This window comes from Brevundimonas sp. Soil_N_31 (assembly GCF_057655995.1).
Genome location: NZ_JBDGLE010000013.1, coordinates 1 through 25,352 on the forward strand (window position 1 = coordinate 1; position 25,352 = coordinate 25,352).

Below are 25,352 nucleotides of genomic sequence, written 5' to 3' on the forward strand. Positions count from 1 at the left end.
TTACGTCACTGCGACGAGACCCAATCCCTCCATTATCCGCAACCCCAGATCTGTGCCAAAGGCGCTGACGCCGAACAATAGCCCATCGAGCGTCAATGGACCCTGGATCGGCGTCAATACCGGCGTCGGACGAGCGCTGGGGGCCTCGTCCTGGGGTCCGCCGGTCACCGCGCCGGTCATGGGGGGATTGACCGGGGCGGCGCCGGCGGCGAACGGGACGTTGGAGGCGTCCCGTTCAACCGGAACCATCACTGCGGTCGGAGATCCGAACGCTTCGACGGAATAGTCGCGCGCCGTTCGCACCACCTCGTCCGAGGCGCGTGACGCCTCGGCTCGACAGGGCGAGGCCACACTGCCCCCCAAGCATGCCGCAACGCCGAGGCGCCGCCAGGTCGTGCGTCCAGCGGCCATTTCACAGGAGGGCGATCGACGCAGTGACGTCGCCGTTTGCCCCTGCCGCTAACGCCGCAGGGATACGAATCCTGCGCGTGGCGCCGCCGGCGATCACGCTGACCTCTCCGACGTCGACATCCGCCGCCGGAACTTCATGCACCTTGCCGTCGGACGTTGTCAGCGTGAACCGGGCTTCTCGAAGATGAGCGAAACCTGCGCCCGTGTTGTGAGCCGACAAGAGCACATCGCCGTTAGCTTCCCGCGACACCGACGTCACTTCAACCGCCGCTCGTGCATTCGCGGGTGCGACAAAGACATAGGTGTTGATGGTGAACGCGACCTTGATGTCGGCTCCGGCTCCACCGCTCTCGGTCGTCGTCTGCATATTGATCGGCAACTGCGCCGCACGAACCAGATACATCCGGCCTTCACTGCTGGCGTCGCCAAGATAGCGGACTTGGACAACCTGCTCGCGGTTCGGCGGGATCACCGACTGGACGGGGAAAACGACTATGTCGTTATCTTCGGGCGTCAGACTGCGAGCGCCGGTCTCATCGACCTGCATCCGATAGACTTCAATCTCGACCGTCGCTGCGGCGGCGCTGTCATTTCGCACCGTCAACCGATAGCTCGATCCGCTGCCGGACGGCGTGATCTTGGCCACCATAGGCGACACGTCCATGGCGCGACTGTCGCCGGTCGACCCGAGACTCAGGACTAGGGCAGCGACGGCTGCCGCGACTGTTTGCAATCTCATGACTGCATCCTCCCATGCAGGTTAAAGCGCAGAAAAACGGGGAGCCGCTCCATCGGCTCCCCGCTTCCCTTTCCGGTCAGGCCGGGTTCAACGCGAAGGTAAAGACTTCCGTATAGGTGCCGGCGGGCGCAGAAGCCGCACCGGGGCCGGAGGGCGCAGCCGCGCAACCCGAAGAGCCAGGGTTGGTCGGGTCGCCTTGAGTTCCGCCCACGCCAGGGCCGCCTGGGACGTTGTAGCAGAGGTTCAGGAACAGATCGGCGAAGATGCCGTCAGCCAGGGCCTGGCTATAGCCGCCCGAGTTGGTGACGATCGCGGGGCTGCCCGGGTAGGTGTCGACGGCGGCGAAGCCGAGAGCCGGCACGCCCTGAACGACCAGATCCCAGTCATAGTTGATCAGCACGCCGGCCGGAGACTTGAAGTCACCGTTCTGTGCGCTCGAGGTCAGCTTCGCCCCGGTGGCGGCGTTGCAGGACATGCGCAGAGTGGTGACTTTCTGCCGAACGCCATTGGCGACGGCAGCATTGCCCCCTGCCACATTGGCCAGGCCAATGCCGCAGAAGTCACTGACGCTGGTGGTCACAGTCACGTTCGTCTGTGCGCTAGATACGGCAGGAATAGCGAGCAAAGCTGCGGCAGCGGTAGCCACCATTACAAAGTTACGCATAATAACCTCCGATTGATTGTGCTTGAAAAATCGGTCACATCCCTCGATGGACCGGACAATGCGGCTGTCACCACATTGAGGCCATATTGAACTCGCCATCGGCCATGGGCATCCCTCAAGCGCGTGGTCATAGTTGCCTAGTCAATATTGCTATTTTCTCGCATGGCTGGAGTGCTTCACCACTTGCAGCAATCGACAACCCTCACGGCCAGCATGCTGATTACGTTGCAAAATCACCTAGCCGGCTACGCCCCCCACCGTGATCGAAGCTGAGCCGGTCTTCTCATCCATGGGTTTTGAGGAGAGGAACTGACCCAAGACAAGCCACGCGCCATGCGGGCGCATTTTAAGCTAGTTAAGCGCTCATCTAACCAAGGCTCGGCATGGTGATGTGATGGAAGACAAAAGCAGCATCCACAACGATCCGAGCTTCCGCCTCGGCACGCTTGTCGGTCGGATGCAGGCCATCAGGGATATGATGGCCCTCTTCGCCATCGGCGAAGCGGCTGACGACGACTTGGATGGCCAGATGAAAGACATCGTTCGCCGCCAAGCCGCTATCGCCCTCTGGCTTGAACAAGCGCAGACCGAATGCGACGTGAAGTGGGAAGGATTGCTTTCAGAATTGCGCGAGCAGGAAGGCGAGGACGGCGCCTGACGCCTGCCCCACCAGCGCCGTGTGGCAGTCCTCCTTGGACCTACAAAGAAGATACTCCTGGAGGGAGCCGCTAAAGGCTTCAGCCTACGACCGGGTCGCCGACGATGGACATTACAACCCGCGCCAGGATCAGCAAGACGATCGGGACCACCATGCTAGTCACGTGTGGAACAGGGTGCGGCTTGAGGCTGAGGAGCTTCTCCTCCGCTACAGTTGGCGACGCGCTTTTTCCTGACAAGCAACCAGACGGAATATGGACTTCACTGGGTTTCAGGGCGTTTCATCAAATATCATCCAACCCTGATGATAAGCCGCTTTCTCGCCTCAGGATCGTTCAGTGAGTCAGCCAATTGGACCCCAAAATCGGTAGCTAAAGGGCCCGGACACCAGCGCAATTGCGAGGGTGCGGCCAATGGGAGAAGGATCCCCTCGGGATCGGGTCCTGCGTCACGAGGAAACCTGCGCGATCAGAGGAGCCTTGGATGACCCGTCGGTGCTGACCTGCGCCAGCAACGCTCGGCGGAACAGTCAGCGTGTCTACGTCAGTCGTTCCGTCGGGATCGCCATCAAGCTGCTGCTCCTCACCCTTCTTCGTTCAGAGAGGAACATCGCGGGGGCTACCCGCATTTCGGTCTAGCTCTGACCGCCCTGCACGGGGGTTCCTGACAGGAAGCTCTATGATCCGGCCCCCTTCAGAATGCCCCCCTCCGCACTGCGACATGAGGTTGGCGAGATGACATGAAGATCGCGACCTATAACGTGAACGGCGTGAACGGGCGGCTTCCCGTTCTACTGCAGTGGCTCGAAACTGCGCGACCCGACGTCGTCTGCCTCCAGGAGCTCAAGGCCCAGCAGACGAACTTTCCCGCAGCGGCAATCCGAGACGCAGGCTATGACGCGATCTGGCTGGGCCAGAAGAGCTGGAACGGCGTGGCCATTCTGGCTCGTGACGCCACAATCCACGAGACCCGCCGAGGTTTGCCGGGCGATCCCGACCTCTCGCAGAGCCGCTACATCGAGGCGGCGGTCAACGGGGTGCTTGTGGGCTGCCTCTACCTCCCGAATGGGAACCCCGCTCCGGGCCCCAAATTCGACCACAAGCTTCGCTGGTTCGAGGCCTTTACGGCCCACGCTGCAAGCCTGATGGCGAGCGGGGCGCCCGTGGTTCTTGCAGGCGACTACAACGTCATGCCGACCGACTTGGACGTCTACAAACCTGAGCGCTGGAAGGGTGACGCCCTCTTCCGTCCGGAGGTCCGAAACGCCTATGCGCGTCTGCTGGATCAGGGATGGACTGACGCCCTGCGCACCCTGCACCCAGACGAGAAAATCTACACATTCTGGGATTACTTCCGGAATGGCTTTTCGCGGGACGCCGGACTGAGAATCGACCACCTCCTCCTCAGCCCGTCCCTCCGAAACCGGCTTCGCGAAGCTGAGGTTGACCGCCACGTCAGAGGCTGGGCGAAGACCAGCGATCACGCCCCGGTCTGGATTCAGCTGGAGGACTTGCCGTCGCCCGCCTTCAGATGAAGGTCCTTTCTCAGATCCGCAAGGAACCTGCCGGTGACCGTCATATTCGGGCTCTGGGCGAGCCTGGCGTCGGCCTCAAGAAGAATGAGTTGAACCTCGTCCGAATCCAGCACCCCTTTCTCCACCAGCTTGTCAAGCAGGGTGAGCTGGAAGGCGATGCCAGCCAGCGCGCTAGCGCCTGATTCCTGAGCGTTCGTGGCGAGTCCTTTTCAAAAAGAGTGTGACTCGGAATGGCCTAAGGACCGGGCTGTTCTTCGTGCCGCCTGCCGAACATTCGACCGCCCGTGCACACGAAAGCCGTCCCCCTGCTCCCTGACCCCGCATGAAAAAGGCCCTCCGTCTTGCGACGGAGGGCCGAGAGATCTTCATGAAGCGCATCACCACTCTATCAGATCATCCCGATAGCATTCTCGCGGTTACGGCGATTAGCGATATCGAGCCCGTTCCTGTTCGATCTGGTCGGTCGTCCAGGGCTGAGCCGCCGGGTCGAAGGTGGACCAGCCGCCTTCACGGTAGGCCCCGACGCGCGCCTGAGAATCGAAGCCCCGACGGTCGTTGAGGATGGTCTCGATACGCACCCGCTCGGATTCGTCCGCCTTCACGCTCACCAACGTGCCGCCACGACGAACGCCTTCGGCATAGACATGGGCTTCTTCGTCGGAATGACCCGCCTCCTTCAACGCTCCGAGCAAGCCGCCGGCGGTTCCGCCGACAGCTGCGCCCGCCACCGCCGCCACCGCGGTCGAAGCAAGCCAACCGGCCGCCACAACGGGGCCAAGTCCGGGGATCGCCAACATGCCGAGGCCAGCGAGCACTCCGGCGCCCGCGCCCAGAACACCGCCGGTCGCAGCGCCCTTGCCGGCGCCTTCAGCGATATCGTTCTCACCGTCTCCGTTCAGATCTCCAAGCTTGCGGTCGTCTGCGTGACGATGACCCTCGTGCCAGTTGTCTGCGTTGTTCGAAATCAAGCTGATCTTGTGATGATCAAAGCCGGCGGCTTCCAAGGCGGAAACAGCCTCAAGCGCCTGGGTGTGCGTGTCGAATAGTCGAGTGACCGTAGCCATGTGCATTTCCTTGAAACTGAAGTGATTCTAGCGAGTCGAAGGGGCGGCGCTGACGACCCCCTTGTAATCGACGGAGACCTGGCTCTCCGCCCCGTCCTTGGTGGCGACCGCCGTCCAGATTCCCGACGAGTCCTGGCTCAGGGGCCCGACACCCGTGTAACCCTGCTTCTCGATGGCCGAGCGCGCCTGGGCTTCGGTAAAGGAGTTGGCGCCCGGAGTGAGGCTCGCGTCGGCGGGGTTCGAGGACATGTCGACCGAGGGATTGCGCGGCGCATCGGATTCAGAAACCACCGGGCCTTCGACCCTACCCTCGTCCGCCGAATTGTCGCTGCAGGCTGTCAGCAGAAGCGCTGCCGCCGCTAGGGCGTAGATGGCTCTCGTCATGTGATTTCCTTTCAGGGAGACTGTCCGGAAAAGAAGCTGCTCTCCGGCCCGGGGTTCCGCTGACGGGCTCACAATTCCGCCGAACCCCCGTCCCTCGGGCCTCATTGCAAAACGGCAGGGTCCGCTAAGCTGCATTCCCGACACAGAGAACCGCCTCGGACTTAAACTGTTCGCGCCTGAAGCTGAGCGAGACAATCCAGATCCAGCCTGACGGTCGATCTACCGCTGTCTCCACATCTAGCTCACGTTCTGCGGTGGCGGCGGCAGAAAGCCGTCTATCTTCGCGTGACCGGCCTTGCGCCCGGCTTTTCTCCCACATGGTGCTCGATGCGACCCCGCTCGACCTCGGTTCGGGAAGAGACCTCCTCCTGCCCACCGTTCAGGAGTTCCTCGACGCCCATGCCTTCTCGTTCAGCACTCGTGTACACGCCCGCGCTATCCGGACCGCCGCCGCCAAATCCGACCGCCGAGCCCGCGAGTGTCTCGCGGCGGCTCGCGCCGGCTTTCGCAACCGCATCGGCCTTCTCCTCCTGGTCGCAGCGGGGTTCCCCGGGCGTCGAGCCCCCCGCATGCGACGCGGCTGTTCTGCTTTCGTCGTGACTGTCCATGGTCTGCTCCTGTTCGATCGGGTCCCGACAACCCGATTCATATCCTCAAGCAGGGGGAGCCGGCTAAGGTCTCCTGGGTCCGGTTCCGGACAGAGGGTGTCGACCTCCCCAGGGTCAGAGACCCAGATGAGGGCAGCCAGAGGAAGCGCTCCGGTGGTTAGACACTGCGACTTCATGCGGGCTGCCGATCAGCCCCGCGGCTGCCGCCTCAGGTTCGGCGCGCTGATCAACAACAAAGACTGTCTAGACCGGCTCGCGGCTGAGCCGGAGATAGGTGGGATCGAACTCCGCCAGATGAACCAACCGGTCCCAGTCCAGGAACCGAACCGATCGACTGCTCCAGTCGATCAACCCCTCCTCGCGCAGCTGGGCCACACATCGATTAACGTGAACGGTCGAAAGGCCGAGCACATCCGCGAGGATCGCCTGGCTCAGCGGAAGAGTCATCTTGCCCCCGCCCGCCCTGTGAACCACCTCCAGGCGGAGATACAACTCGCATAAAAGATGGGCCAGACGACCGGTCGCAGCCCGACGACCGAGACCCGCCAGCCATTGGCGATGCACGGCGGCGTCGATCAGGGTATCCATCCACAGTAGACGAGTCAGGTGCGGCTGGGTCTCGGTCACCTCACGGAGCGCTTCATGCGGGCAGTAGGCGACGGTGCAGTCCGTCAGCGCCGCTACGCCATGGTCCATGGGGCTCATCAGCAGACTGTGGAGGTCGACGAAATCGCCGGGAACATTCAGCTCCGTGATCTGGCGCGCGCCGTCCATGAGCACGACGTACCGGGCTGCGAAACCGTCCAGCAAAAGCGTGCTGTGTTGGGGTGAGGCGTGCTGGCGTACGATGTCGTCTCCGCCCTTGACCATCGTCGGCGGCGCGAGGATGCCGCCAAGCACTGCTTTCTCTTCGGCGGACAGCTGGTTTCGTCTCGAGAGCTTTTCTACCAGAGGCCCCGTCAAGATCCGCTCCTCGTTATTGTAACGCTCCGAGAGAACCGTCCGCCGCGGGGCTGGTTCCGCCGCTCGTGATCGAGTCAGCCTGGTAAGGCCCGCCTTCCTCCGAGGACACGCCGTCTGGGGGGGGGCGCTCTGGTGAAGCGGCGTCTGGGGTCCAGTCGGACCTTCCTGAAGGCGCGCATCTTCGAGGATGACGCGCTTGGCTTCGGAGCCGCCGGGGCAAGAGACGCCCACGGTTTCGGCACGCATCACGCCGGCCCCCGGCCGCTGTAGCGACCGATGAAACCAACCATGGCCGTTCCCTTTCCGGATGGCTCGAAACCCGCCCTCGCCCGCCACGTTCCCAAGGGACGCCTGCCCGACACCACGCCGTCGTGGCCGCCATCAACTGAACGCGAGTCTCCTAACCCATGTGAATGGCGGCCTTCGGGCAAACCGCCACACTACGGGGCTCAGGAGTACGACATGAAGACCATGATCCAGCTTATGAATCTCCGCGACCTGCCTTCCCGATCGCACCTTGAAATCCAAGACCACCCGGTCTTCCAGGCCCTGCCGCCCCTCGCCCAGGATCGGGCCATGGAACGAGGGCAGCTCAAGGTGCTCGCTGCGGGAGAGGACGTTCCCGATGATGACGGGCTCTATTTTATCCTGACCGGCGTCTTGGGCCTGTTTCCTGGCCGCCAGCGCATCTGCGTCTCCATCGTCGTGTCCGGATCTGTTCATGGTTGGGATCAGGCGCTGGACGCTTGTGGGCCGCAGGCGCCGGCCCGGGCTATTGTCGAAACTCTGGTCTGTCGCGTACCGGCCGAGAGCGTGGTGGGGTGCCTCGGCCGCGACTGGCTGACACGTCTCGTGGCGCGTCAGGCGCCGACGCGCCTGCACTTCCTGGCCGCTGAGGCGGTGTGCAACGCCTCACACCTAGTGACGGATCGACTGGCCAAGTGGCTGGTACGGCTTCACTGCGGCGCCCACGGCGCCGCGCTTCGTCTCACACAGGCCGATTTCGCCGCGATGCTGGGCGTCCAGCGAACAAGCGTAAATGCGGCGGCGGGCCGACTGCAGGAGCAGGGCCTGGTGCGCTTTGGACGAGGAAAGGTCCAGGTCGTTGATCTGGAGGGGCTGCGCCAAGCCTCGTGCGGTTGCGGAGAGGCGCCGAGGCGCGCCGAAAACCTGAGACTCGTCCAGTCGACGCCGCTCGCCGAACCCTCATCCTGGGATGCCGCCCAAACCCATTCATCTCAGTTGAAAGCAGGGCGGGCGCCGCCCTTTCCTGATCCCGCTGACCTCGCCGCTGGCATGCCCGCATCAACCGCTTCTTGCTGAGCCGGGCTCCGGCCTAGCATAGCAAGGCCCCACTGGTATGTCACTGCGGGCATGAAGGCCTGAAGCTTTTCGCCCGACCCGGCGACAACGGGCGACATCGGCGGCGTCCATCTTGCGCAGGCCATGTTCCCTGAGCCAGATTCCGATCTTTCCTTTGAGCGATCCGAGGACAACTCACCTCCCGGCCTGGCTTTCCCGGCTCACGCCGGTCGCCGCTAAGCGCCTGTGGCGCCGATCCGACTGCGGCGTTGCTGATGGGCCGCGCTGCAGGGGCGGGAACCATGCAGACCGCGAGGCGCTGGCTTCAGTCATGGATAGCGGATGGAGAAATCAGTGAACTGGAGCCCTCTGCTGATCGGACTCGTCGCCGGACAGCGCTCAATGACGCCGCTTGCGGCTGTGGCCATGGCCGCCCGGTCAGGCGGCCTGGCGCGGGACAACGGCGCCCCGGGAGTCATGAGACGCCCTTCTGTCGTGATAGGGGCAAGCATCCTAGCCGTCGGCGAGCTGCTGGGCGACAAGATGCGCTCGGCGCCTGACCGCACAGTTCCCCCCGGCCTGGCCGCGAGACTTGTGTCGGGCGCGCTCGCCGGCGCGGCCCTGGCGCCTCATGCCCGGCGGCCCCAGGCGGGAGCCTTGGGCGCTGTCGGCGCCGTCGTCGGCGGATATGTCGGGCTCGCGGTTCGTAAGCGCGCCTTACGGCGTTTCGGACAGACGAGGAGCGGGCTGGTCGAGGACGCGCTGACGCTTGGAGCAACCACCCTGATCATGCGCGCCGACCGGCGTCAGTCTTCGCGCCGCCCCGCGGTCGCACTGCAAAAAGGGCGGCCCACCGCGAGAAAGCCCGTCCAATATTCCGACGAACAGGAGAAGCCGACATGAGCGACCCCAAGCAGAGCGAAGGCCGAAAGGCCAACGCCGCAACTCCCGGCGGCCGTCCCGACGGTTCGACGTCCGAGGCCGCGGTGAAGCGCACCGGGCTCAAGTCCCGGCGCGCAGCCGGTCCCGACGGCCCGGACGCCACAGTGATCGGCGATACCTTCAAGGCCAGGCCCAAACCCTAGCGCGATGCCTGCCCGACGGGCGGATGCCACGTCTCAATCCCGTACGACCCCGCGTTTCGCCAAGGTGCGGATATGAGCATCGAGCAGGCAAGCGGCGACCTCCCGTGCAAAAGCGCGTTGCGCCTCGGCTTCATCGAGGATCAGCCGATCTCCGTACGCTCGGCGGGAGGAAAGACGAAACAGGACCTTCTGGCCACGCCGTGAGCCCCCCTCCTCTTGTTCGCCGTCGCCGTCATAGAGGGGGATGCCCCGGATCGAGCCCTCGACTAGTTCGACGCCCTCGCGCGTCATGCCCTGGGCCGCCCGCAGCAGGGCGCTGTTGTAGGAGCCCGAGGGCAGCAGGCCGCGCCTCGAGGGGAAGACCGCGTGGACAATCCATCTCGTCGGTCGCCAGTCGGGCAACAGGTCGATCAATCGATCGGCCTCCAGATCCCCCGCCACCGCCACGGTCGGCAACAGGACAACGCAAGCCCCTGAAGCGCCCCCTCGTGCAGCATATGCAAGTCATCGGTCACCAGACGCGGCGCATGGCGCACAGCCCTCAGGCTGCCCGACAGCCCAACCAGACGCATCAGTCGTTCGTCCTTTGCCTGGCTGCTGCTGGACTTTATGGTCGAGGGTTGCGCGGCTCAGCACCTGCATGGGGAGATTTCCGTCCCCCGCTGCATCCCGCCCCCCAGAGGCGGTCATGCCGTCCCTGTGCGCCAAGGCCCAGACGTGATCGCGGTGCGCCGGGCCGAAGTCCAGGCTGGGCCAATCGGCCAGGTCCGCCTGACCGACGCCGGGCGATCTCAGTCCGCCCGAGCGTCCGACGCCGAAGGGCTACGCGACGCCGCGCGCACGAAGCGCACGCGTTCGGTTTTCAGTTCCGGCTCGGGAACGTATCCCGCCTGGGCGAATGCGCGCTGCTGCGGCGGGGCTGAAGGCGCATCCTCGGCCCGCCACCACTTCGGATCGGTCGACGCCTTTGGCAGAAGCCCGCCCACGATCCGTTCGATATCGCGAAAGCTCAGCTCGACTTCCGCCGTCTTCTGGCGGCGCAGGTAGCGAGCAAGAGGCTCATACTTCGCCATGTCGACCCTTCTCCTGTCACCGCGCCACGACGACCCGCCTGCCCAATTCAAGCGGGCGTCCATACGGGACGCCGCCCCGTGAGAGAAGGCCGCACAGGCGATTCAACTGGACGCCGGACGTGAATGCGACCCGACGCCTCCGCCGCAAAGGAGGGCAATGGACGGGAATGGCCGGGCCGCGCCTCGCCGAAGCTGAGGAGTGGACGAAACCCCGCGAGGCGAACAAGGTTCCGCCTAATGGGCCCTGCCTCACCGCCCAAGCGCCACTCCGACGCCGGTCGCGCCGAAGTGATGTTCCAGGCCAATCGGGACAGCCTGGAACATCATTCCGCGATCGCAGCCGGCGCCACGACCCGCGCGTCTCGTGGCGGTGCTGGCTCGCCTGCCGATCAGTCGGTCGCCCTAAGGTCGGAACAGCACCTTGCCGGCCTTACCAGGCGCGAGAGAGGCTTCCACCGCGCGCGACGCCTCGTCGAGCCCGAATATGGCCTCGACCGGCAATTCGAGCTGACCGCTGGCGACGCGTGTCAGAAGCTCGCCGATAAGACGGCGGTGCTGATCGGACGGCATGGCCGCCGACACCTTGGTGCCCCAGAAGCCCCTGAGCGTGAGCTGCTTGAAAATCACCGCTCCGGAGGGAATTTCCATGGCCGCGCCGGTCATGGAGCCGAACGACACCAGCAATCCGTTTTCGCCGAGCAGTTCCGCCAGATCGCCGCTCGATGTTCCGCCGATGGAGTCCACCGCCGCCTTGATCGGCGCCTCTCCATGAAGGGCGCGGACCTGGTCTTTCCAGTCCGGCGTCGCCGTGGAGACCACATGGTCGATGCCCAGCGCCCCCAGCTCAGCCACGCCGGCGTCGCGCCGGACGAGGTTGATTGTGTTGACGCCCCGCCCTTTCGCCAGCATGGCCAGGGTTTTGCCGACCGCGCCGTTCGCCGCGTTCTGGATGATCCAGTCGCCTTCGGCCACGCTCAGGACCTCCAGAAGGGAGATGGCGCTGAAAGGCATGGCGATCAGTTGCGCCGCCGCTTCGTCGCTGACAGCGTCCGGCACGGGAACCAGACCGCCCGGCGAAGCCAGGAAGTACTCGGCCCAGCAGCCATGCACCCCCGCGACGGCGATCCGCTGCCCCAACAAAGCGGCGTCCACACCCTCCCCGACGGCCTCGATGACGCCGACCGCCTCGCTGCCGCCGATGGCGGGCAAGGGCGGTTTGTAGCCGTAGCTGCCGCGGATGGTCCAAAGGTCATGATTGTGGATCGGCGACAGCGTCGTGCGGATGCGGACCTTGCCAGGTCCAGGTTCAGGCGTTGGCAGGTCCGCCAGATGGAGGAGTTCGGCCGGTTCGCCGAAGCTGTCGTGGATCAGGCTGCGCATTCGGTCTCTTTCCACCCGTCGCCCGGCCCTGGCCGATGACGAGTTCATTAGGTTGAGGCTTGAGATGGGGCTCCACCGTGCGTCTGCAATGTTCCCCTCAATTCCCCCGGCGTTTTCTCGGGTTCTGTTCGCGTCATCGTGGACGACGGACCCCGGGGGAATGAACGAGGTCCATCGCCCCCTTCATGGCTTGCGCCATGACGTACAGACTTCTACATTATGTCCATGGCTATGCAGGACGCCGCTGTCAGACTCATCGACCCGCTCCCGCCACTGCGCGATCCGCAGGAACGTCGGCGCATGTCTGCGCCTGCCCTGAAGCTCTTCTTCAAGGCGGCGGCCCTATGGGGTCTAACGGTCGATCAGAAGCGCGCCGTTCTCGGCGACGTCTCACGCCAGACTGAACACAATTGGCGCAACGGTGACGCCACCACGCTGACACGCGACCAACTCGAACGCATCTCCCTCGTCCTTGGCATCCTGAAGGGCCTGAGGCTCATCTTCGTCGAAGACCAGGCTGGCGTCCGGTGGCTGAAGGCGGAGAACCGCGACCACCCCTTCAACGGTCGTTCGCCGCTTGAGCGCATGACCGATGGCGGTATTTCCGACCTCTACGACGTCCGGCGCTACCTCGACGCTTGGCGGGGCGTGCGTTGACCACGCCGCCGCAGCGGCGATTCACGTCCCGTACCCACCGCTTGGTCAACAGCCGCTTTCCAACAACCGGCGTCTTCGACGACATCGCCGAGAACGAGGAAGAGCTCCGCGTCGCCTTCCAGCTCGAGGAGATGACCAACGGCCGCCTCCTCGCCATGGCGCGCCTGCAGATGATGCCGCCGGGCTCCCTAGCTGCAGGGCCGACCGCGACGCTCGCCAACGCCGCCTTCCTCCACGCTTCCGAGAGCGGCGGGCGTTTCAATGGGCCCGACCTCGGCGCCTGGTACTGCGCAACGGACATCGAGACGGCGATCGAAGAGACCCTCCACCACAACGGCAGACGGCTTCGACTGTCGGCCGGGGGCTTTCCCAACCGCATCCAGCTGAGAGAACTTGTCGTCCATCTGGACCTGGATCCGGCGGATCTGCGCGAGCTGCAGGCGGAACGTGCGGAGCTCTACGATCCCGACGACTATCGCGCCTCCCAGGCCTTCGCCGCCGATATTCGGTGGCCTGGCGACCCGGACGGCGTCGATGGCCTCGTCTATGACAGCGTGCGCCGTCCAGGCGGCGTGAACGCCTGCATTTTCCGCCCGGGCGCCCTGCCCCTGCCCATCCTCCAGGGCGGGCACTACGAATACGTCTGGGATGCGAAGGGTCAGGTCGAGGTGATCATGCTGACCGGCGTCAATCGAGCCTAGCCTGACCGCAGCCCTCCAGCAGACGCCCGTCTCGGCAGACAGACGCCCGCCGTCATTTCGGACAGGCAGTAGTCGGACCAGGCCTCCAGGACCTGGCGCCGCTTGCGCAGGGCGTCGCTCCGCCGATAGGCTCGCTCGGTCTCGTCGCCGACGACATGCGCCAGACACTCCTCGATGGTCTCTCGGGCGTAGTCCGTCTCGTCGCCCGCCCAATCCCGAAACGTCGAGCGCATGCCGTGCGGCGTAAAGCCCGGCGCCAGATCCCGAAGCATCATGTCCATCGCCATATTGGACATCGGCCCGCCCTTTGGTCCCGGAAAGATGAGCTGGTTGAGTCGCGGGTGGGTCGGATGAACCGCCTTCAAAACGTCCAGTGCGCCGGTCGATAGCGGTTGGCGAAAGGCGCGTTCCTTCATGCGGCTCGGGTCGAGCGCCCAGACATCGGCTCTGATCTCGCCCCAGACCGCCTCCAGGGTCATGGTCTCACGCGCCACGGTGAAGATCGTGAACTCCAGCGCGCGGGCGGACATGCCCTGGCTGGCCGAGAGTCGCTTCATGAAGGCCGGAATCTGTTCGTAGGGCATGGCCGGCATGTGGCCGCGCTGGAGCTTGGGGCGCGGCGGCAAGAGGTGGATCAGGTTCCCCTTCCACACAGCCGGGTTCGGGCCGGTGCGCAGCTTCTTGACCCTGGCGTAGTCCAGCACTCTTTCGAGGCGCTCGCGCAGCTTGCCGGCTGACTCCGCCTTGGTCAGCCAGAGCGGCGTCAGTACGGAGAGAACGGCCTCGACGTCGATCTCATCGACCGGCCAGTGTTTGATCGGCGCGGCGTGGCGCTCGATGGAGCGCATCCAGCCGGCCTTGGTCTTGCGACCACGCCAGCCGCCTTCCTGGGCTTTCACATAGTCCGTCCAGCACGCCAGCAGTGTGGGCCGCCCCGCGACGCCGGTTCGGACCGCCGGCCTGTCCATCCCGGTCGAAGGGCTCGCCTCCAGGCTAAGAGCATCGGTGCGGCGTTGTTGCGCCAACGGATCCCTCCCAGCAGCGATGGCCTGCTTGGCCCTGTCGCGGGCGAGGCGCGCATCCGCCAGGGACACGTCGAGCAAGGACCCGAGCCCCATGTCCCTTCGCGCGCCGCCCGACCGGTAGCGATAGATCCAGCTACGTCCGCCCGTTCGGGCCACGACGAGATAGAGGCCGTCTCCGTCGGAATAGTAGCCCTCGCTCTTGAAGCCACGAACACTTCGATCCGTGAGCTTGCTGACTTTCAAAGCCATCGCCGCGCTCGCCGCAAATCATCCAGGAGCCTCGATTCTAGTGGCTCCTAATTTGGTTTGCACCCACCATCCTTCCCATCCAGCTTCCCATCCAGCAGACAAAAAATCGGTGAAACGCCCTGACGCGGTTTGCAGCAGTTTGAAAAACAGAACACATTGTAGTGAATAAGTTTTTTGACACGAAACAGGCTCAGATGAAAAAATCTGGCAATCTATTTCCGGCCTCTACCCGCGGAGCCACTCGGGGGATTGAAATCCCTAAACAATCTGACGACCTGACCGGAGCGCCCCGTTCTAGCTTGGCCGTTTAGAACGGCGTTTAGAACGGTACTTTTGGACGCAATTGTTCCACGTTCCCGTTCGCTTCACATTGTCTTGAGCGCGAAGCCCAACCGCGTCGCTACGGTGATGAACTAGCGGGGCAGATCCCCGGCGCTTCCAAGGCATGATCGATCTCTTTTCAGGGAGGCATCATGGGACAGTTTCCGGTGAAGCGGTTTCTGCGGACGCCTGAGGCGGGACGTTATCTCGGACTATCCGGCCGCACGCTCGAAAAGCATCGCACCTACGGCACAGGCCCCGTTTATCGGAAGCTTGGCGGCAGGGTCGTCTACGATATGGAAGACCTTGCCGCGTGGGCTGATCGCGGCCTCCATCGATCGACCAGCGAATCCCACCTGGGTCCTCACCCTGCAGCTCCGCGTGGAGAAGGCGCGCCTCCCGCCCGACACTGAGAGGCTCCAGGATAGCAAGGGGGACGACGAATCGTCCTTGGCACCCGTGATATAGCTGCCCCTTGGACGACCCCCGCTCCTCCCAAAGGACCTCATGGCGCGACAACCCAGGATCTCAACCAGGCTTTCCGCAGCCAACCTCGTCCATCTCGGGGCGCCCCGCCTGGGGGGACCTGCTGATCGAGGCCGGCGCGGGGAACGCCAATCTCAAGCGCCGTCTTCGTCTTGAACTGGCGGCCGAGGCCGGTCCCGACCTCCTCGCCCTTGAGATCGACAAGCGCATCACCGCCGTCTCCGTCGCCCGTACACGTGTGTCCTGGCGCAAGCGCGGCGAACTGATCGATGATCTGAACACGCACCGCGACATGATCATGGAGCGCCTGGCGCCCAAGGCCCCCGGCGAGGCGCTCGCCGTCCTCATCCGCCGGTTCGACCTCTATCCTGGTCTGGCCGCCCTCGCGAAGGACACCAAGGGGGAACTGCCCGCCGCCTTCGAGGCCGCCGCCCCGGATCTCTTCGGTCTCGCCGAGACACGCTCACGGTGAAAGAGCCAAATTGTCGCGGAGACAGCGACGTTTCCGACTACGATTTTACGGCTCCACCGAGCGTGATCAGCCGGATCGAGGTGGGCGGAAAGACGATTTCTACCCGGTAGGCGAGAACGACCGGCGCAGCGCCAAACTGAAGGCTCGGCTATCGAAGAGAGAAGAGCAAGTGGGTGCGACCGCAGCCCCGCCCGCAGCCCCGCCCGCAGCGCCTGGCGCGCATCGAACAACTGGCGCAGAAACAGGGCGAGGGCAGCTTCCGACTCGACCTCCGCCAGGCCGGGCCGCTCCTCGCGGACGAGACTGAAGCCCATCAGGCCTTCGCGCGGGAGGTCGCTGCAACCCGTCCGCGCCCCAGCGGCCGTCAAGGTCGCCCGGGTCGAATCCTGCGGCGCGCAGCTTTTCTTGCACGATGCGGATGCTCATCGCGGTCTCCAGTTCAGGTTGTGGGGGCTCGCTCTCTCTAGCGAGTTGAGATAACAACGACTCTTGAAAGCCGTGCCGCAGCGCCCCTCCTCGCCGGCGCGTCTGCGGGGCGGCAAGCCAAGGGAGGGCTCATGTCGAAGAAGTGGGGGCGCAGACGCGGCGCATGGTGGCGACGACTGCTGACGCTGGAAAACGCGCTGATCGGGCTGGCGACCGCGATCCTCGTGCTGCTGGCCGTCATGGTAGAGGTCGGGGCTCCGTGATCTGGCCCTGGTGGGTTCAGGCCCTGCTGGGCGCCGCCGGCCTCAGTTGGTGCCTCGACACCTGGGCCAAGCTGCGCACCCGCCCGCCCTGGGCCCCAGGCCTGATCCCGGTCACGGCCGGACTGACGATCGTCAGCCTTGCGCTGATCTCTGTCGGTCTCTGGCGCTGGGCGACCGGCTGAACCCGCTCTCGTTCTTGGCCGCAGCCCTTTTCATAACCGAGAGAGCGCCGGCCCTTGAGGGAACAGAAAGCGCCCCTCTGAACTCCATGAACGCATTCTCGTAGGCGGGGAAGGTGCTCGCCAATGGGCGCTTGGGGAGGCCACCGCCAACGAAGCGGTCCGCGGTAAAGTACGCAAACCACGCCAATGCGAAGCGAGCGCTCTGACTCGGGCCGCACCCTCGCCGAACTTGAACATCGGGGCATCAAGCCTCGAGATTGGCTCGCTGAAGAACACTCTCCCCTTCCTGTTGATGCTGCCCAGAGTTGAGGCCATGCCTGGCGCGAGCTCAGCGCCAGGCATGGCCTTCCTATGCGCCTAGGAAAGGTAGAAGGCGAACCTCTGGCCTTGCCTCACCCAACCAAAGGCCGTCCTTTCGTGTCAGTAATCCCCAATGCGACATCCCATTCGTTGACCTCAGCCCGTTCAGTTCCGGCTGAAAGTATCAACGTGAAGCCACCCCCGGGTGGAAACTCAACCGCATGAACCGTGTGGCCGGCCTCCTCCACGGCGAGCATTCCCCTCTTGAGGCTGGCCCTTGAAAACGTCGCCCGCGTCCGGCTTCCTCCGCTCATCTAGGCCGCCTCCCAGACCCGGTTCAGGACCTGGGCCGCCAGCGCCGCCTTGTCCTGCGGGAGAAAGCGCCCGTAGTGGTCGGCGACCGTGGCCGGTGTGTCCTGGATAGCGTAGCTGGCCTGCTCATACGAACCGGTCAGCTTCAGCACGTGGGTCGCCAGGACATCCCTCACATTGTGCGGCCCGTGGGGAAGCAGACCCCGGATCGCCCCCCTCCCCGTGTAAGGGTTGTAAATCCCGTAGCGCTGGATCACCTGGCGCCAGGCGCTGTAGAAGGTTTGCTGATTGTAGGCGGCGTCGCGGCTCGAGGTCTTCACGGTCTTGACGAAGAAGGTGCCTGGATCGCGCGAGCCGTTCAGCAAGGCCGGTCGATGGCGCCCCACATAGGCGTCGATCCACCGATACAATCCGCCGAGGTCTGGTAACAGAAGCCGAAACGGGCGTTTGGAGAAGTAGGCTGAGCCGGAGTTCTTGAAGGCTACGCAGGGAATGAAAACCTCCCAGCCGCTTTCCCTCTCGCTCCAGCGCAGCTCGCCGCACCGCCGGACCTCCAGTTCCCTCTCCGGCGTCGGCGGACTGCCCCGGGGACGCAGCAGCAGTTGCCGCAGGTTCTTCTGCCGGACGCCGAGGTGCAGACCCAACCGCAACATCAGGAAGGACCTGACCGCCTCCGCGGCGGCCCGAGGATAGCGCCTCTCTTCGGGCATGCGGCGCAGAATCTCCTCCGTGATCTTGCGATATTCGCCGACTGGGCTCGCGGCTTCGAGAATGGGCAGGATGGGCTCGAAGGGATCCCGGTGAACCCGTGCGACCCGCTCGATCTCCTTGGATCTGGCCAGGGCATGGCGATGCACCCGCTCGCAGGCACCGGCCCAATCCCCACAGATCCGGTCGATGTCCGCCTGCCCGACAACGCCGGGAATGGGTCTGAGCCGCTCCGCCAGCCACGGGCTCTGCCGGAGCCACCCTGTCTGGCTGCGCGAGAAGGCTGCGCCGAGCAGCAGCATCTCGCTCTCCCAGCCGGTGAAGAAGCCCCGGCGTCGTTCGCGCCACTGGACGTACCAATCCCAGACTGAAGGCAGAACGAGCAGCGCAAAGGTCAGGTCCTGTCGGGGCACGCCCAACCCGCTCACTTCGTCGTCAGGCGGGGCGGCCAGGGCGCCGAACAGCAGAGCCAGATGCTCCTCGCGCTGTGCCGCTGTTTCCGCTCCCCATACGCCGGAGCGCTGATAGCCGATATCCGTCAGAGTCGCCGACTTGAACCGCAGGAGCGCGTCCATCTCGGCCCGAAGGTGCGCCGGGGCCGCCAGTTCGGCGGGTCCGGTTCCGTCAAAGCGGAGCGCGAACCGATGCTTCGACACGGTCGAATGATATCGATGATAGGCCGTGCCGCCGGACAGAATGGTCGAGCGCACCCAGGTCAGGATTTCCTCCTGCTCTTCGGCTGATCGCTCATCGAAGTCATCCGGCAGGTGCCAGGCGAGACGTCGGGATTCCGCGTACTGAATCTCTGGGGGAACAAGTCCTGAGAGAGCGCGTCGTCGCTGCAACCGCGAGCGAAGATAGCCTGGCTCCAGGCGATAGCGATGCTCGATAATATCGAGGACCTTCAGGCTGGCGGGCGTCTGCGGGACCTTCAGCCCCCGCCGCCAGGCCGCGAGGGTCGTCCGGTCCGTCAGCCCGCCGGCCGACACGATGGCTCGGTGCAGGCGATGAGAGTTCTCCCCATGCCGGCGGATCTGGAGATCCAGCGCGGCGTGGAAGTCCCGGGGGTCATCATGAACCTGCCACAAGGCAGCGGGATGGACGACGACAGGCAGCGGCGGGCGACCTCTCCTTCTCTGAATGGGTTCGCCAACCGGCGGGGAAACGACAAGCTCTGAACTTCGCACAAAAACTCCACTGGAAACATCGCCTTACAGGCGACAGGTGGAGAGACGAATGCAGGACCCCCAGACCCTAAATGCTCGCGCAGAATATCAACGATCTGTCGCCACCTTCCGGCAGAAGGGCTGACCTCAGCGATCACTACCTCGCCGTCTGGGAGCAGACATCGAGCACCGGCCTCCCGGCCGTGACTAGCGCCGCTTCGGCCCGGTCAGGCCTCCGACAATTCCGGCCGCTACCGCGCAAGCCGCACAGGCAAACATCACGACGCGGAAGGAAGCGTGAAAGGCTTCGACGGCGCCTGACTGTACCGATCGGCCCGCCATCACCTCTCCAAACACCATCCGGGCGTCGGGGACGCCCACGCGGTAAACGAACACCGATGACATAAGCGCGCCTAACAGGGCGACGGCCAGCAGGCCCGCTATGCGTGCCACGGCGTTGTTCACGCCGGAGGCCACCCCGGCGTGCACCGGCTCGACCGCCCCCATGACCGCCGCAGTCAGCGGCCCGACCGCGAGCGTCATGCCGATCGCCAGTACGGTCATGCCCGCCAGAGGCCCATTCACATAGCCAGCGCCTGGCCCGGGAAGGGCGAGCAAGCCCAGGCCAATCCCCGCGAGGACAGGCCCGAAAGCCAGCGACAGCCGCGCCCCGAACCGGTCGGCAAGACCTCCCGCCAGTCCAGAAAACAGCCCCATGATCACCGCAAAGGGCAACATGGCCGCTCCCGCCATCGTGGCGCTGAAGCCCTGGACCCGGATCAGGTCGAAGGGCAGGAAGAACATCGCCCCACCCAGTGCAAAATAGAGCAGCAGGGTCAGCAGGTTCATGCCGCTGAAGACCGGCGACCGGAACAGGGCGAGCGGCGTCATGGGGTACCGTTCCTGGGCCTCGACTAGCAGCAAGGCGGCCAGGGCCCCTCCTCCGTAAACAAGCCCGATGAGGATGGCTCCATCGCCCCAGCCACGATCCGGCGCAGAGATCAGGCTCCAGGTCAGGGCAGCGAGGCCGGTCATGGCCAGAAGGGCTCCGCGCCAGTCGAGCCCGCGGGCGTCGCTATCCCGGCTCTCGGGTACGGCGCGCCAGGCGACAGCCATCGTCAGGGCCGCCAGCGGAACATTGATCCAGAAAATAAAGCGCCAGTCTGCGTGGTCTGACAGCCAGCCGCCGAGCAGCGGCCCAACCATCCCGAAAAGAGCTCCCGCCCCCGCCCAGGCGCCGAAAGCCTTGCCGCGTTCCTCCGGCGGAAAGGCCGAACCGATGAGAGCCAGCGCTCCAGGCGTCAGCAAAGCCGCTCCAATGCCCTGCAGGGCTCGACCGCCGATCAACAACTCGACGGTCGGCGCCAGACCGCAGGCGATTGAGGCGAGAGCGAAGATGCTCACACCAATCAGAAAAACCCGGCGGCGTCCGAAGCGGTCGCCCGCCGCGCCGCCAATGAGCACCAGCGCGCCGAGCATCAGCAGATAGGCGTTGGAGATCCACTGGACAGCAGCCGGACCGGCTCCGAGATCGCGCTGGATGGCCGGCAGGGCCACACCCAGGGCTGAGCCGTCGATGAAGGTCAGGCTGGACCCCAGAACCGTGGCGATCAAAACCCAACGCTTGCGTGCGGCGGTGAGAGATTGGACTGGTGCCAGGGCGCCCTGCACCTGACCGGCGTCGCAGGGGCCGCGAATGGACATGACAGCGCTCCGCTAGGAGCCTGACGCTAGGCCAAGCCCCTCGACAGCATCAATCCCTCTCGAGGGGCTGCACAGTTCAAACTAATGCGGGCCTCCTCGGCTCAGCAACTTGTAGAAACGGATACAGGCTTTGAACTGCGCACATAAACTCCACTGGAAACATCGCCTTACAGGCGACGGGTGGAGAGACGAATGCGCAGGCACCTGCCCCTAAATGCTCGCGTGGAATTTCAGGTTGGCTTTCGAGAGCTTTCACAGGCCATCCCAGGAGCGCGAGAGATTCACGATGCCCTTCTTGTGAAGACCGATGCCGTGCTCGGCTGACACTGACGCTCCTAGAGTCGCGAGGGGGGCATACACGATGTCCTCCACGGCGTGACGAACCTCGTTCGCGAGCTCGTCGCTGTGCACATTGACGTTGATGTGCAGATTTCCGTCGCCCGGGTGTCCATAAATCCAGACGCCCGTTTTGGCTCCGAAGCGGGCCTTTAGGGCGCTTTCGATCGCGCCGACAAAGTGCTCCATGTCTCCGATCTTCAGGCTGATATCGAAGAGCACGACCGTGCCGTGTCGCGCCGTCTCTGCGACACCCTCCTCCCGCAAGACCCACATCGCACCCGCCTCCGATGATGATTTGGCGAGAACGACGTCAATGATCACGCCATCGTCCAGAGCGTGCCTCGGAAGCGCCTGCGTCCGCACCGATCCGGTCTGATCCTCCGTCGCCTCATTCGAAACTTTCTTCCTGGGCCGCCTCGCGCAGTTGCGCCTGCGCCAGCCAAGCATCGAGCTGCGGCCTTGCATATTCGTACCAAGCCGCGACGTCCGGATCCTCCAGCAGGGTCTCTACCGCCGCCTTCCTCTGGGAGAGGACGTGATAGGGCGATCCGTTGTAGCTGCGCGGATGCAGGCGGCTCCAGGGTTCGCCGAGGAAGGCCGCCTTGTCCGGGGCGGTCTGGAGAAGATCGACGAACAGGGGAGACAACTCGCCCGTCTCGTCCATGTTGTTACGGACGAAGAGCGACAGGGATCGGGACAGGGCGGCGTAGCGGACGGCGGGATCCTGGTCCGCCCATCCGCGCAGGGTCTCGACCGCCACCCCTTCGGTGGGCGGCGTCCTGTGGAACCCGAAGCTGAGCAGGTGATGATTGGCGAGCGGCTGATCGCCGAGCAGAAAGGCGCTCAACGCGATCGCCGGCTGCACCTTGAACAGCGCGTCCAGGGTGTCATCGATGTCGCGGGGCGCCCGTCGGACATCGTCCAGCCGCGCCCGCAAGTTAGCGCAGACCTGCCGGGCGCTATCCGCTCCCTCCTCGCCGCGCAGGGACATCTTGACCACCGCCGCGAGGCCGAAGTCGCGCGTGGCGTGCTCGTCGCCGAAGTCGAAGGCCGTCAGCACTCGGCGCCCGAGCTCCACAAGCGGAGCCGTGATTGGCGGACCGTCCGGCTTCGCGACGAAAAAGCGCATCGAGAGGATATCCAGGGCGACGCCATGGCCGCCGTCGAGGCCCGCGGTCGCGTCGAGAAGCCGAACAAGATCGGCGTCCGCGATCTCACGGACCACCCCGGTCGAAAGCGTCGACAGCTCGATCGCGGTCACAGCGCCGGCGTCGATCGCACGGAGCAGCCGTTCGACCCCCGCGGTGTCGAGCGCGGCCTGCGCCTGGAGCGCCGGCAGTTCGCCCGCAAGAGCCGCATCGCCGATCAAGGCCTCCAGAGCCCGTGAAACGAAGGCGGGATCCCTGGGCTGTGCTCCGGCGATGAAGCCGGCGAGGATCTGGGACCGCCGGCCCGGATGGGGGACCTCCCGGTGAAGCCCGATCAGCGTCTCCCATAGCTCTGGCAGATTCTCGGCAGCGTCCGCCAGCCCGCGACCGAAATGCCAGGCGCGCGGGGTATAGGCACTGGCCAGAATCTCCGGCACGAGGAGGCGCAAGGCAGGGCGGTCCGCGACAAACCTGGCGGCGATCCGGATCGCCTCTTCGCCGGCGCGCCGCTGCGCCTCAACGGGATCAAGCTCGATGCCGTCCGCGACATCGTAATGCCCGCCCCCCTGATTGAGGACGAAGGCGCGAGCACGCTCCAGATGTCCGCGAGGCTCCAGAACTTCGATGAGATTCGCCAGTCGCTGACGATGCTCCGGCCTCATGCCGTCGCCGTCGAACCGCAGGGCCGTTCTCAGCCCGACCCAGCCCTCGATCCACCCCTCGGGCGCGAAGCGCCGCGCGGCCGCCTCAAGCCGGTCATGGCAGGCCGGGATCATCCAGAGATCTCTCAGGCTGCTCGCCAGAACCTTGCGGGTATCAACGTCGTCGAAATCTAGGGCGAGCTGGATCGCGGAGAGGTACCAGTCCCAGAGCTCGCGGTTTGTCCGGGGCTCCCAGCCGTAGCTGCGCGGCCGCGCGCCGAACTCGAAGGTGAAGGCGGAGGAGAAGTGCCGAACCTTCATGGCGGACTCCAGCGCCTGGACGCCGACGGCCCTGTCCGCCGCGACGGCGCTGCCGAGCAATCCCCTTACGAAGTCGAAGCGCTGGTCAGGAGGCACATCGACCCCCGAGAGATACAGATTGAACATCTCGACGAACTGGGGCGCGGCGGCGTTGTGGTTGTGGCCGACAGGTTCAGCCTGCACGAACCGAAGGATGACCCTGGCGGCGCGGTCGAACAGGGCGGGTTCATAGGCCAGGCTGCGCAGGAGCGAGACCCACTGGTACCGGCGTGGATTGTCGATCCCCATCACCCAGGCGTTCGCCTCGTCGGCCAGGCCGGCTTCAATCGTCGCCAGCAAGGCTGGCGGATCGATCGGGGCGAGGTTCTGGACCAGCTCCAGGCTCGCCAGACCCGCGAGATTCTCTAGAGGGCCGCCCGGCGCCAGCCACCGCGCCAGCAAGGCCCGCGCATCCGCGCTTTCATGAAGATAACCGAGCCGGCGCGTGAAGGATTTCAGCAGCCGGGCCGGCATGGCGAGAACCGCGGCGTCGAGGCGCGCCGGCGCCAGGCGAGCGAGGGCCGTGGCGGCCAGGGGATTGGCGAGCGCATGGGGCAGCACGGCGCGATGGGGGCCGCGAGACTGGACAAGGCCCCGACCGATCAACTCGGCGGTGCTGGCATAGAGGTCGTCGGCCGTGCAGTCGGCCAGCGCCGACAGATGGGCCAGTTCGCTCCCCTCCCCCGTGTCGTCGGCCCGATAGGAATAGACCAGGGACAGGGTCTGGGCCTGGGTCAGCAACCGGCCGTCCGGATTGTGCCGCTGGTTGAACAACCGCGCGAACAGGTCCTGATCGCGGAGCTGGGCCAAGCTGTCTCGTCGATCGACCGTCGAGGCCAGGGCCCGGGCGATCCGGAAGTTGCCGTCGCTGAACTCGGCGATCCGCTGCCGGTCGAGCTGTGAGATTGCCGGAAACTCACGTTCGATCCAGGCGACCACGAGGGCCTGGGATCCCGCGGCCAGCCGAAACACCTGGGTCAGATCCGGTTCGTCGTCACGGACGTCGTATTCCACTGTCAAAAGGCTGACCTGGCTGGCCTCCGTCGCGCAGAGCGCCGCCAGCTCGGTGTGGGTCGCGGGATTGCAGTTGTCGACGATCAGAATCGCGCGTCGCCCCTCGGCCAGGAGCCGCCGCGCCATTTCGCGGGCGGATGGCCGCAGGTCGTCGGCGTAGTCCGTATAGACGGACTGACCCGGATCAAGCGGCGCGGCCGCTCCGACGCCGGGCTCGAACAGCGCCTGGACAAATCGCGTCTTTCCGAGCCCCGACAGGCCGATCAGCCGCACTGCCTGCCCGGGGCGCGCGAGGACGCCCCGCAGCAGATCCACGCCGTCGACGATGGGCACGGTCTTCCGCTCGGCGGTCCGCTCATCGATCAGGGAGAGTTCGTCATTGGTGATATAGCCCGCATCGCTCGCCACCCCGGTATCAACCCAGGCCCCGACCGGCCCCCAGCCGCTTAGCTCATTGCCGGACTTGCGGCGCACCCATGCGGCCACGCCGGGATACTGGTTGACCCAGGTCGCGAGCCGCTCGCGATCGTAGAAATCCGTCGCCAGGTTCGCGGCCGTCGGATGACCGTCAAGCGCCTCCTTTACCGCTTTCTTGCGCTCCTTCAGAGGCGCGTCGGCGACCGATCCCTGGGCGCTGACGATGACATAGGCCCCACCGGCGTCGGCCAGCTCCCGGATGACGTTCCGCAAGACGCCCCCGGGCCGCATCTCGGCGGTGATCCGGTTCGCGGGCATGTCCGGCTTCTTGACTTGGAATCCGGTCAGACGGCGTGGCACGAAGTCCGGAGCGGATAGAGTCGCCGGCGCCTCGACGCGGACATCGATGCCCCCGTCCGGCGCGTCCTGATGGCCGCCCGCGGTGACCGAGGACAGCGGCGCCCCTTGGGCCGTCAGTTCCGCAATGGCCAGGCGCGCCACCAGCGTCCTGAGATCCGCATCGTCGAGCCGTGCGATGTCATCGCCATGAATATCAAACATGGCCTTATAGTAGGGCTTGCAACGTCAGACTGAAGC

At 65.1% G+C, this 25,352-nt stretch carries 26 protein-coding genes; 11 read left to right on the forward strand and 15 right to left on the reverse strand.

The window, feature by feature from the left end; genetic code table 11:
- From AC3A3G_RS15475 to AC3A3G_RS15485, 3 genes are all read right to left on the reverse strand, one after another.
- Window positions 1–351 carry a hypothetical protein gene (locus AC3A3G_RS15475; protein WP_487488641.1) on the reverse strand — a complete coding sequence of 117 codons (351 nt, stop codon included), beginning with the start codon at window positions 349–351 and terminating at the stop codon, window positions 1–3.
- A gap of 61 nt (window positions 352–412) precedes the next feature.
- Window positions 413–1,150, reverse strand: a complete 738-nt coding sequence (locus AC3A3G_RS15480) for a fimbrial biogenesis chaperone (RefSeq protein ID WP_463672474.1) — start codon at window positions 1,148–1,150, stop codon at window positions 413–415.
- 76 nt (window positions 1,151–1,226) lie between these two features.
- A complete protein-coding gene (locus AC3A3G_RS15485) occupies window positions 1,227–1,814 on the reverse strand; it encodes a hypothetical protein (protein WP_487488642.1) in 588 nt (195 codons plus the stop codon).
- Between the two features lie 394 nt (window positions 1,815–2,208).
- Between AC3A3G_RS15485 and AC3A3G_RS15490 the strand changes: the two genes are divergently transcribed.
- The gene (locus AC3A3G_RS15490) at window positions 2,209–2,472 is read left to right on the forward strand and encodes a hypothetical protein (RefSeq protein WP_487488643.1); all 264 of its coding nucleotides are present in this window, start codon (window positions 2,209–2,211) and stop codon (window positions 2,470–2,472) included.
- A gap of 738 nt (window positions 2,473–3,210) precedes the next feature.
- Window positions 3,211–4,005 carry an exodeoxyribonuclease III gene (gene xth, locus AC3A3G_RS15495; protein ID WP_487488644.1) on the forward strand — a complete coding sequence of 265 codons (795 nt, stop codon included), beginning with the start codon at window positions 3,211–3,213 and terminating at the stop codon, window positions 4,003–4,005.
- 425 nt (window positions 4,006–4,430) lie between these two features.
- On the opposite strand, the gene AC3A3G_RS15500 is transcribed toward xth, so the two are convergent.
- From AC3A3G_RS15500 to AC3A3G_RS15515, 4 genes are all read right to left on the reverse strand, one after another.
- Complete coding sequence (locus tag AC3A3G_RS15500) at window positions 4,431–5,009, reverse strand: hypothetical protein (RefSeq protein ID WP_487488645.1); 579 nt, start codon at window positions 5,007–5,009, stop codon at window positions 4,431–4,433.
- Between the two features lie 87 nt (window positions 5,010–5,096).
- Window positions 5,097–5,453 carry a hypothetical protein gene (locus AC3A3G_RS15505; RefSeq protein ID WP_487488646.1) on the reverse strand — a complete coding sequence of 119 codons (357 nt, stop codon included), beginning with the start codon at window positions 5,451–5,453 and terminating at the stop codon, window positions 5,097–5,099.
- Between the two features lie 275 nt (window positions 5,454–5,728).
- Window positions 5,729–6,061 carry a hypothetical protein gene (locus AC3A3G_RS15510; protein WP_487488647.1) on the reverse strand — a complete coding sequence of 111 codons (333 nt, stop codon included), beginning with the start codon at window positions 6,059–6,061 and terminating at the stop codon, window positions 5,729–5,731.
- Window positions 6,062–6,304: 243 nt separating this feature from the next.
- On the reverse strand, window positions 6,305–7,024 hold the full coding sequence (locus AC3A3G_RS15515; RefSeq protein ID WP_245945152.1) for a Crp/Fnr family transcriptional regulator: 720 nt from the start codon (window positions 7,022–7,024) through the stop codon (window positions 6,305–6,307).
- A gap of 276 nt (window positions 7,025–7,300) precedes the next feature.
- Here AC3A3G_RS15515 and AC3A3G_RS15520 point away from each other — a divergent pair, with 276 nt between their 5' ends.
- The 3 genes from AC3A3G_RS15520 to AC3A3G_RS15530 all read left to right on the forward strand — a co-directional run bounded on the left by AC3A3G_RS15520 (window position 7,301) and on the right by AC3A3G_RS15530 (window position 9,411).
- On the forward strand, window positions 7,301–8,347 hold the full coding sequence (locus AC3A3G_RS15520; protein ID WP_487488648.1) for a Crp/Fnr family transcriptional regulator: 1,047 nt from the start codon (window positions 7,301–7,303) through the stop codon (window positions 8,345–8,347).
- A gap of 636 nt (window positions 8,348–8,983) precedes the next feature.
- Window positions 8,984–9,229, forward strand: coding sequence for a hypothetical protein (locus tag AC3A3G_RS15525; protein WP_487488649.1), 246 nt, complete (start codon window positions 8,984–8,986; stop codon window positions 9,227–9,229).
- Window positions 9,226–9,411, forward strand: coding sequence for a hypothetical protein (locus AC3A3G_RS15530; protein ID WP_487488650.1), 186 nt, complete (start codon window positions 9,226–9,228; stop codon window positions 9,409–9,411). Before AC3A3G_RS15525 ends, AC3A3G_RS15530 begins: the two co-directional genes overlap by 4 nt.
- 33 nt (window positions 9,412–9,444) lie before the next feature.
- On the opposite strand, the gene AC3A3G_RS15535 is transcribed toward AC3A3G_RS15530, so the two are convergent.
- The 3 genes from AC3A3G_RS15535 to AC3A3G_RS15545 all read right to left on the reverse strand — a co-directional run bounded on the left by AC3A3G_RS15535 (window position 9,445) and on the right by AC3A3G_RS15545 (window position 11,864).
- Window positions 9,445–9,825, reverse strand: a complete 381-nt coding sequence (locus AC3A3G_RS15535; RefSeq protein ID WP_487488651.1) for a hypothetical protein — start codon at window positions 9,823–9,825, stop codon at window positions 9,445–9,447.
- 377 nt (window positions 9,826–10,202) lie between these two features.
- On the reverse strand, window positions 10,203–10,484 hold the full coding sequence (locus tag AC3A3G_RS15540; protein WP_114817416.1) for a DUF7662 domain-containing protein: 282 nt from the start codon (window positions 10,482–10,484) through the stop codon (window positions 10,203–10,205).
- 402 nt (window positions 10,485–10,886) lie between these two features.
- Window positions 10,887–11,864, reverse strand: coding sequence for a zinc-binding dehydrogenase (locus tag AC3A3G_RS15545; RefSeq protein ID WP_487488652.1), 978 nt, complete (start codon window positions 11,862–11,864; stop codon window positions 10,887–10,889).
- Between the two features lie 231 nt (window positions 11,865–12,095).
- Here AC3A3G_RS15545 and AC3A3G_RS15550 point away from each other — a divergent pair, with 231 nt between their 5' ends.
- Window positions 12,096–12,521: an MbcA/ParS/Xre antitoxin family protein gene (locus tag AC3A3G_RS15550; RefSeq protein ID WP_487488653.1), complete on the forward strand. Its 426-nt coding sequence runs from the start codon at window positions 12,096–12,098 to the stop codon at window positions 12,519–12,521.
- Window positions 12,518–13,222: an RES family NAD+ phosphorylase gene (locus AC3A3G_RS15555; protein ID WP_487488654.1), complete on the forward strand. Its 705-nt coding sequence runs from the start codon at window positions 12,518–12,520 to the stop codon at window positions 13,220–13,222. Before AC3A3G_RS15550 ends, AC3A3G_RS15555 begins: the two co-directional genes overlap by 4 nt.
- On the opposite strand, the gene AC3A3G_RS15560 is transcribed toward AC3A3G_RS15555, so the two are convergent.
- Window positions 13,219–14,496 (reverse strand): tyrosine-type recombinase/integrase, encoded by a 1,278-nt coding sequence (locus tag AC3A3G_RS15560; protein ID WP_487488655.1) that lies wholly within the window; start codon window positions 14,494–14,496, stop codon window positions 13,219–13,221. The genes AC3A3G_RS15555 and AC3A3G_RS15560 overlap by 4 nt on opposite strands.
- A gap of 473 nt (window positions 14,497–14,969) precedes the next feature.
- On the opposite strand from AC3A3G_RS15560, the gene AC3A3G_RS15565 reads away from it, so the two are divergent.
- The 4 genes from AC3A3G_RS15565 (at window position 14,970) to AC3A3G_RS15580 (ending at window position 16,646) form a co-directional block, all read left to right on the forward strand.
- A complete protein-coding gene (locus tag AC3A3G_RS15565; RefSeq protein WP_207827037.1) occupies window positions 14,970–15,230 on the forward strand; it encodes a helix-turn-helix transcriptional regulator in 261 nt (86 codons plus the stop codon).
- 62 nt (window positions 15,231–15,292) lie between these two features.
- Window positions 15,293–15,775, forward strand: a complete 483-nt coding sequence (locus tag AC3A3G_RS15570; RefSeq protein WP_487488656.1) for a DUF6880 family protein — start codon at window positions 15,293–15,295, stop codon at window positions 15,773–15,775.
- Window positions 15,776–16,332: 557 nt separating this feature from the next.
- Window positions 16,333–16,464: a hypothetical protein gene (locus AC3A3G_RS15575; RefSeq protein WP_487488657.1), complete on the forward strand. Its 132-nt coding sequence runs from the start codon at window positions 16,333–16,335 to the stop codon at window positions 16,462–16,464.
- Window positions 16,461–16,646 carry a hypothetical protein gene (locus AC3A3G_RS15580; RefSeq protein ID WP_487488658.1) on the forward strand — a complete coding sequence of 62 codons (186 nt, stop codon included), beginning with the start codon at window positions 16,461–16,463 and terminating at the stop codon, window positions 16,644–16,646. The genes AC3A3G_RS15575 and AC3A3G_RS15580 overlap by 4 nt, the downstream gene beginning before the upstream one ends.
- 614 nt (window positions 16,647–17,260) lie before the next feature.
- On the opposite strand, the gene AC3A3G_RS15585 is transcribed toward AC3A3G_RS15580, so the two are convergent.
- From AC3A3G_RS15585 to AC3A3G_RS15600, 4 genes are all read right to left on the reverse strand, one after another.
- A complete protein-coding gene (locus AC3A3G_RS15585) occupies window positions 17,261–19,054 on the reverse strand; it encodes a hypothetical protein (RefSeq protein ID WP_487488659.1) in 1,794 nt (597 codons plus the stop codon).
- Window positions 19,055–19,339: 285 nt separating this feature from the next.
- Window positions 19,340–20,836 carry an MFS transporter gene (locus AC3A3G_RS15590; RefSeq protein ID WP_487488660.1) on the reverse strand — a complete coding sequence of 499 codons (1,497 nt, stop codon included), beginning with the start codon at window positions 20,834–20,836 and terminating at the stop codon, window positions 19,340–19,342.
- A gap of 252 nt (window positions 20,837–21,088) precedes the next feature.
- Window positions 21,089–21,640, reverse strand: a complete 552-nt coding sequence (locus tag AC3A3G_RS15595) for an FAD-binding oxidoreductase (RefSeq protein ID WP_487488661.1) — start codon at window positions 21,638–21,640, stop codon at window positions 21,089–21,091.
- Window positions 21,564–25,316 carry a hypothetical protein gene (locus AC3A3G_RS15600; RefSeq protein ID WP_487488662.1) on the reverse strand — a complete coding sequence of 1,251 codons (3,753 nt, stop codon included), beginning with the start codon at window positions 25,314–25,316 and terminating at the stop codon, window positions 21,564–21,566. The genes AC3A3G_RS15595 and AC3A3G_RS15600 overlap by 77 nt, the downstream gene beginning before the upstream one ends.
- Window positions 25,317–25,352 lie beyond the last annotated feature (36 nt).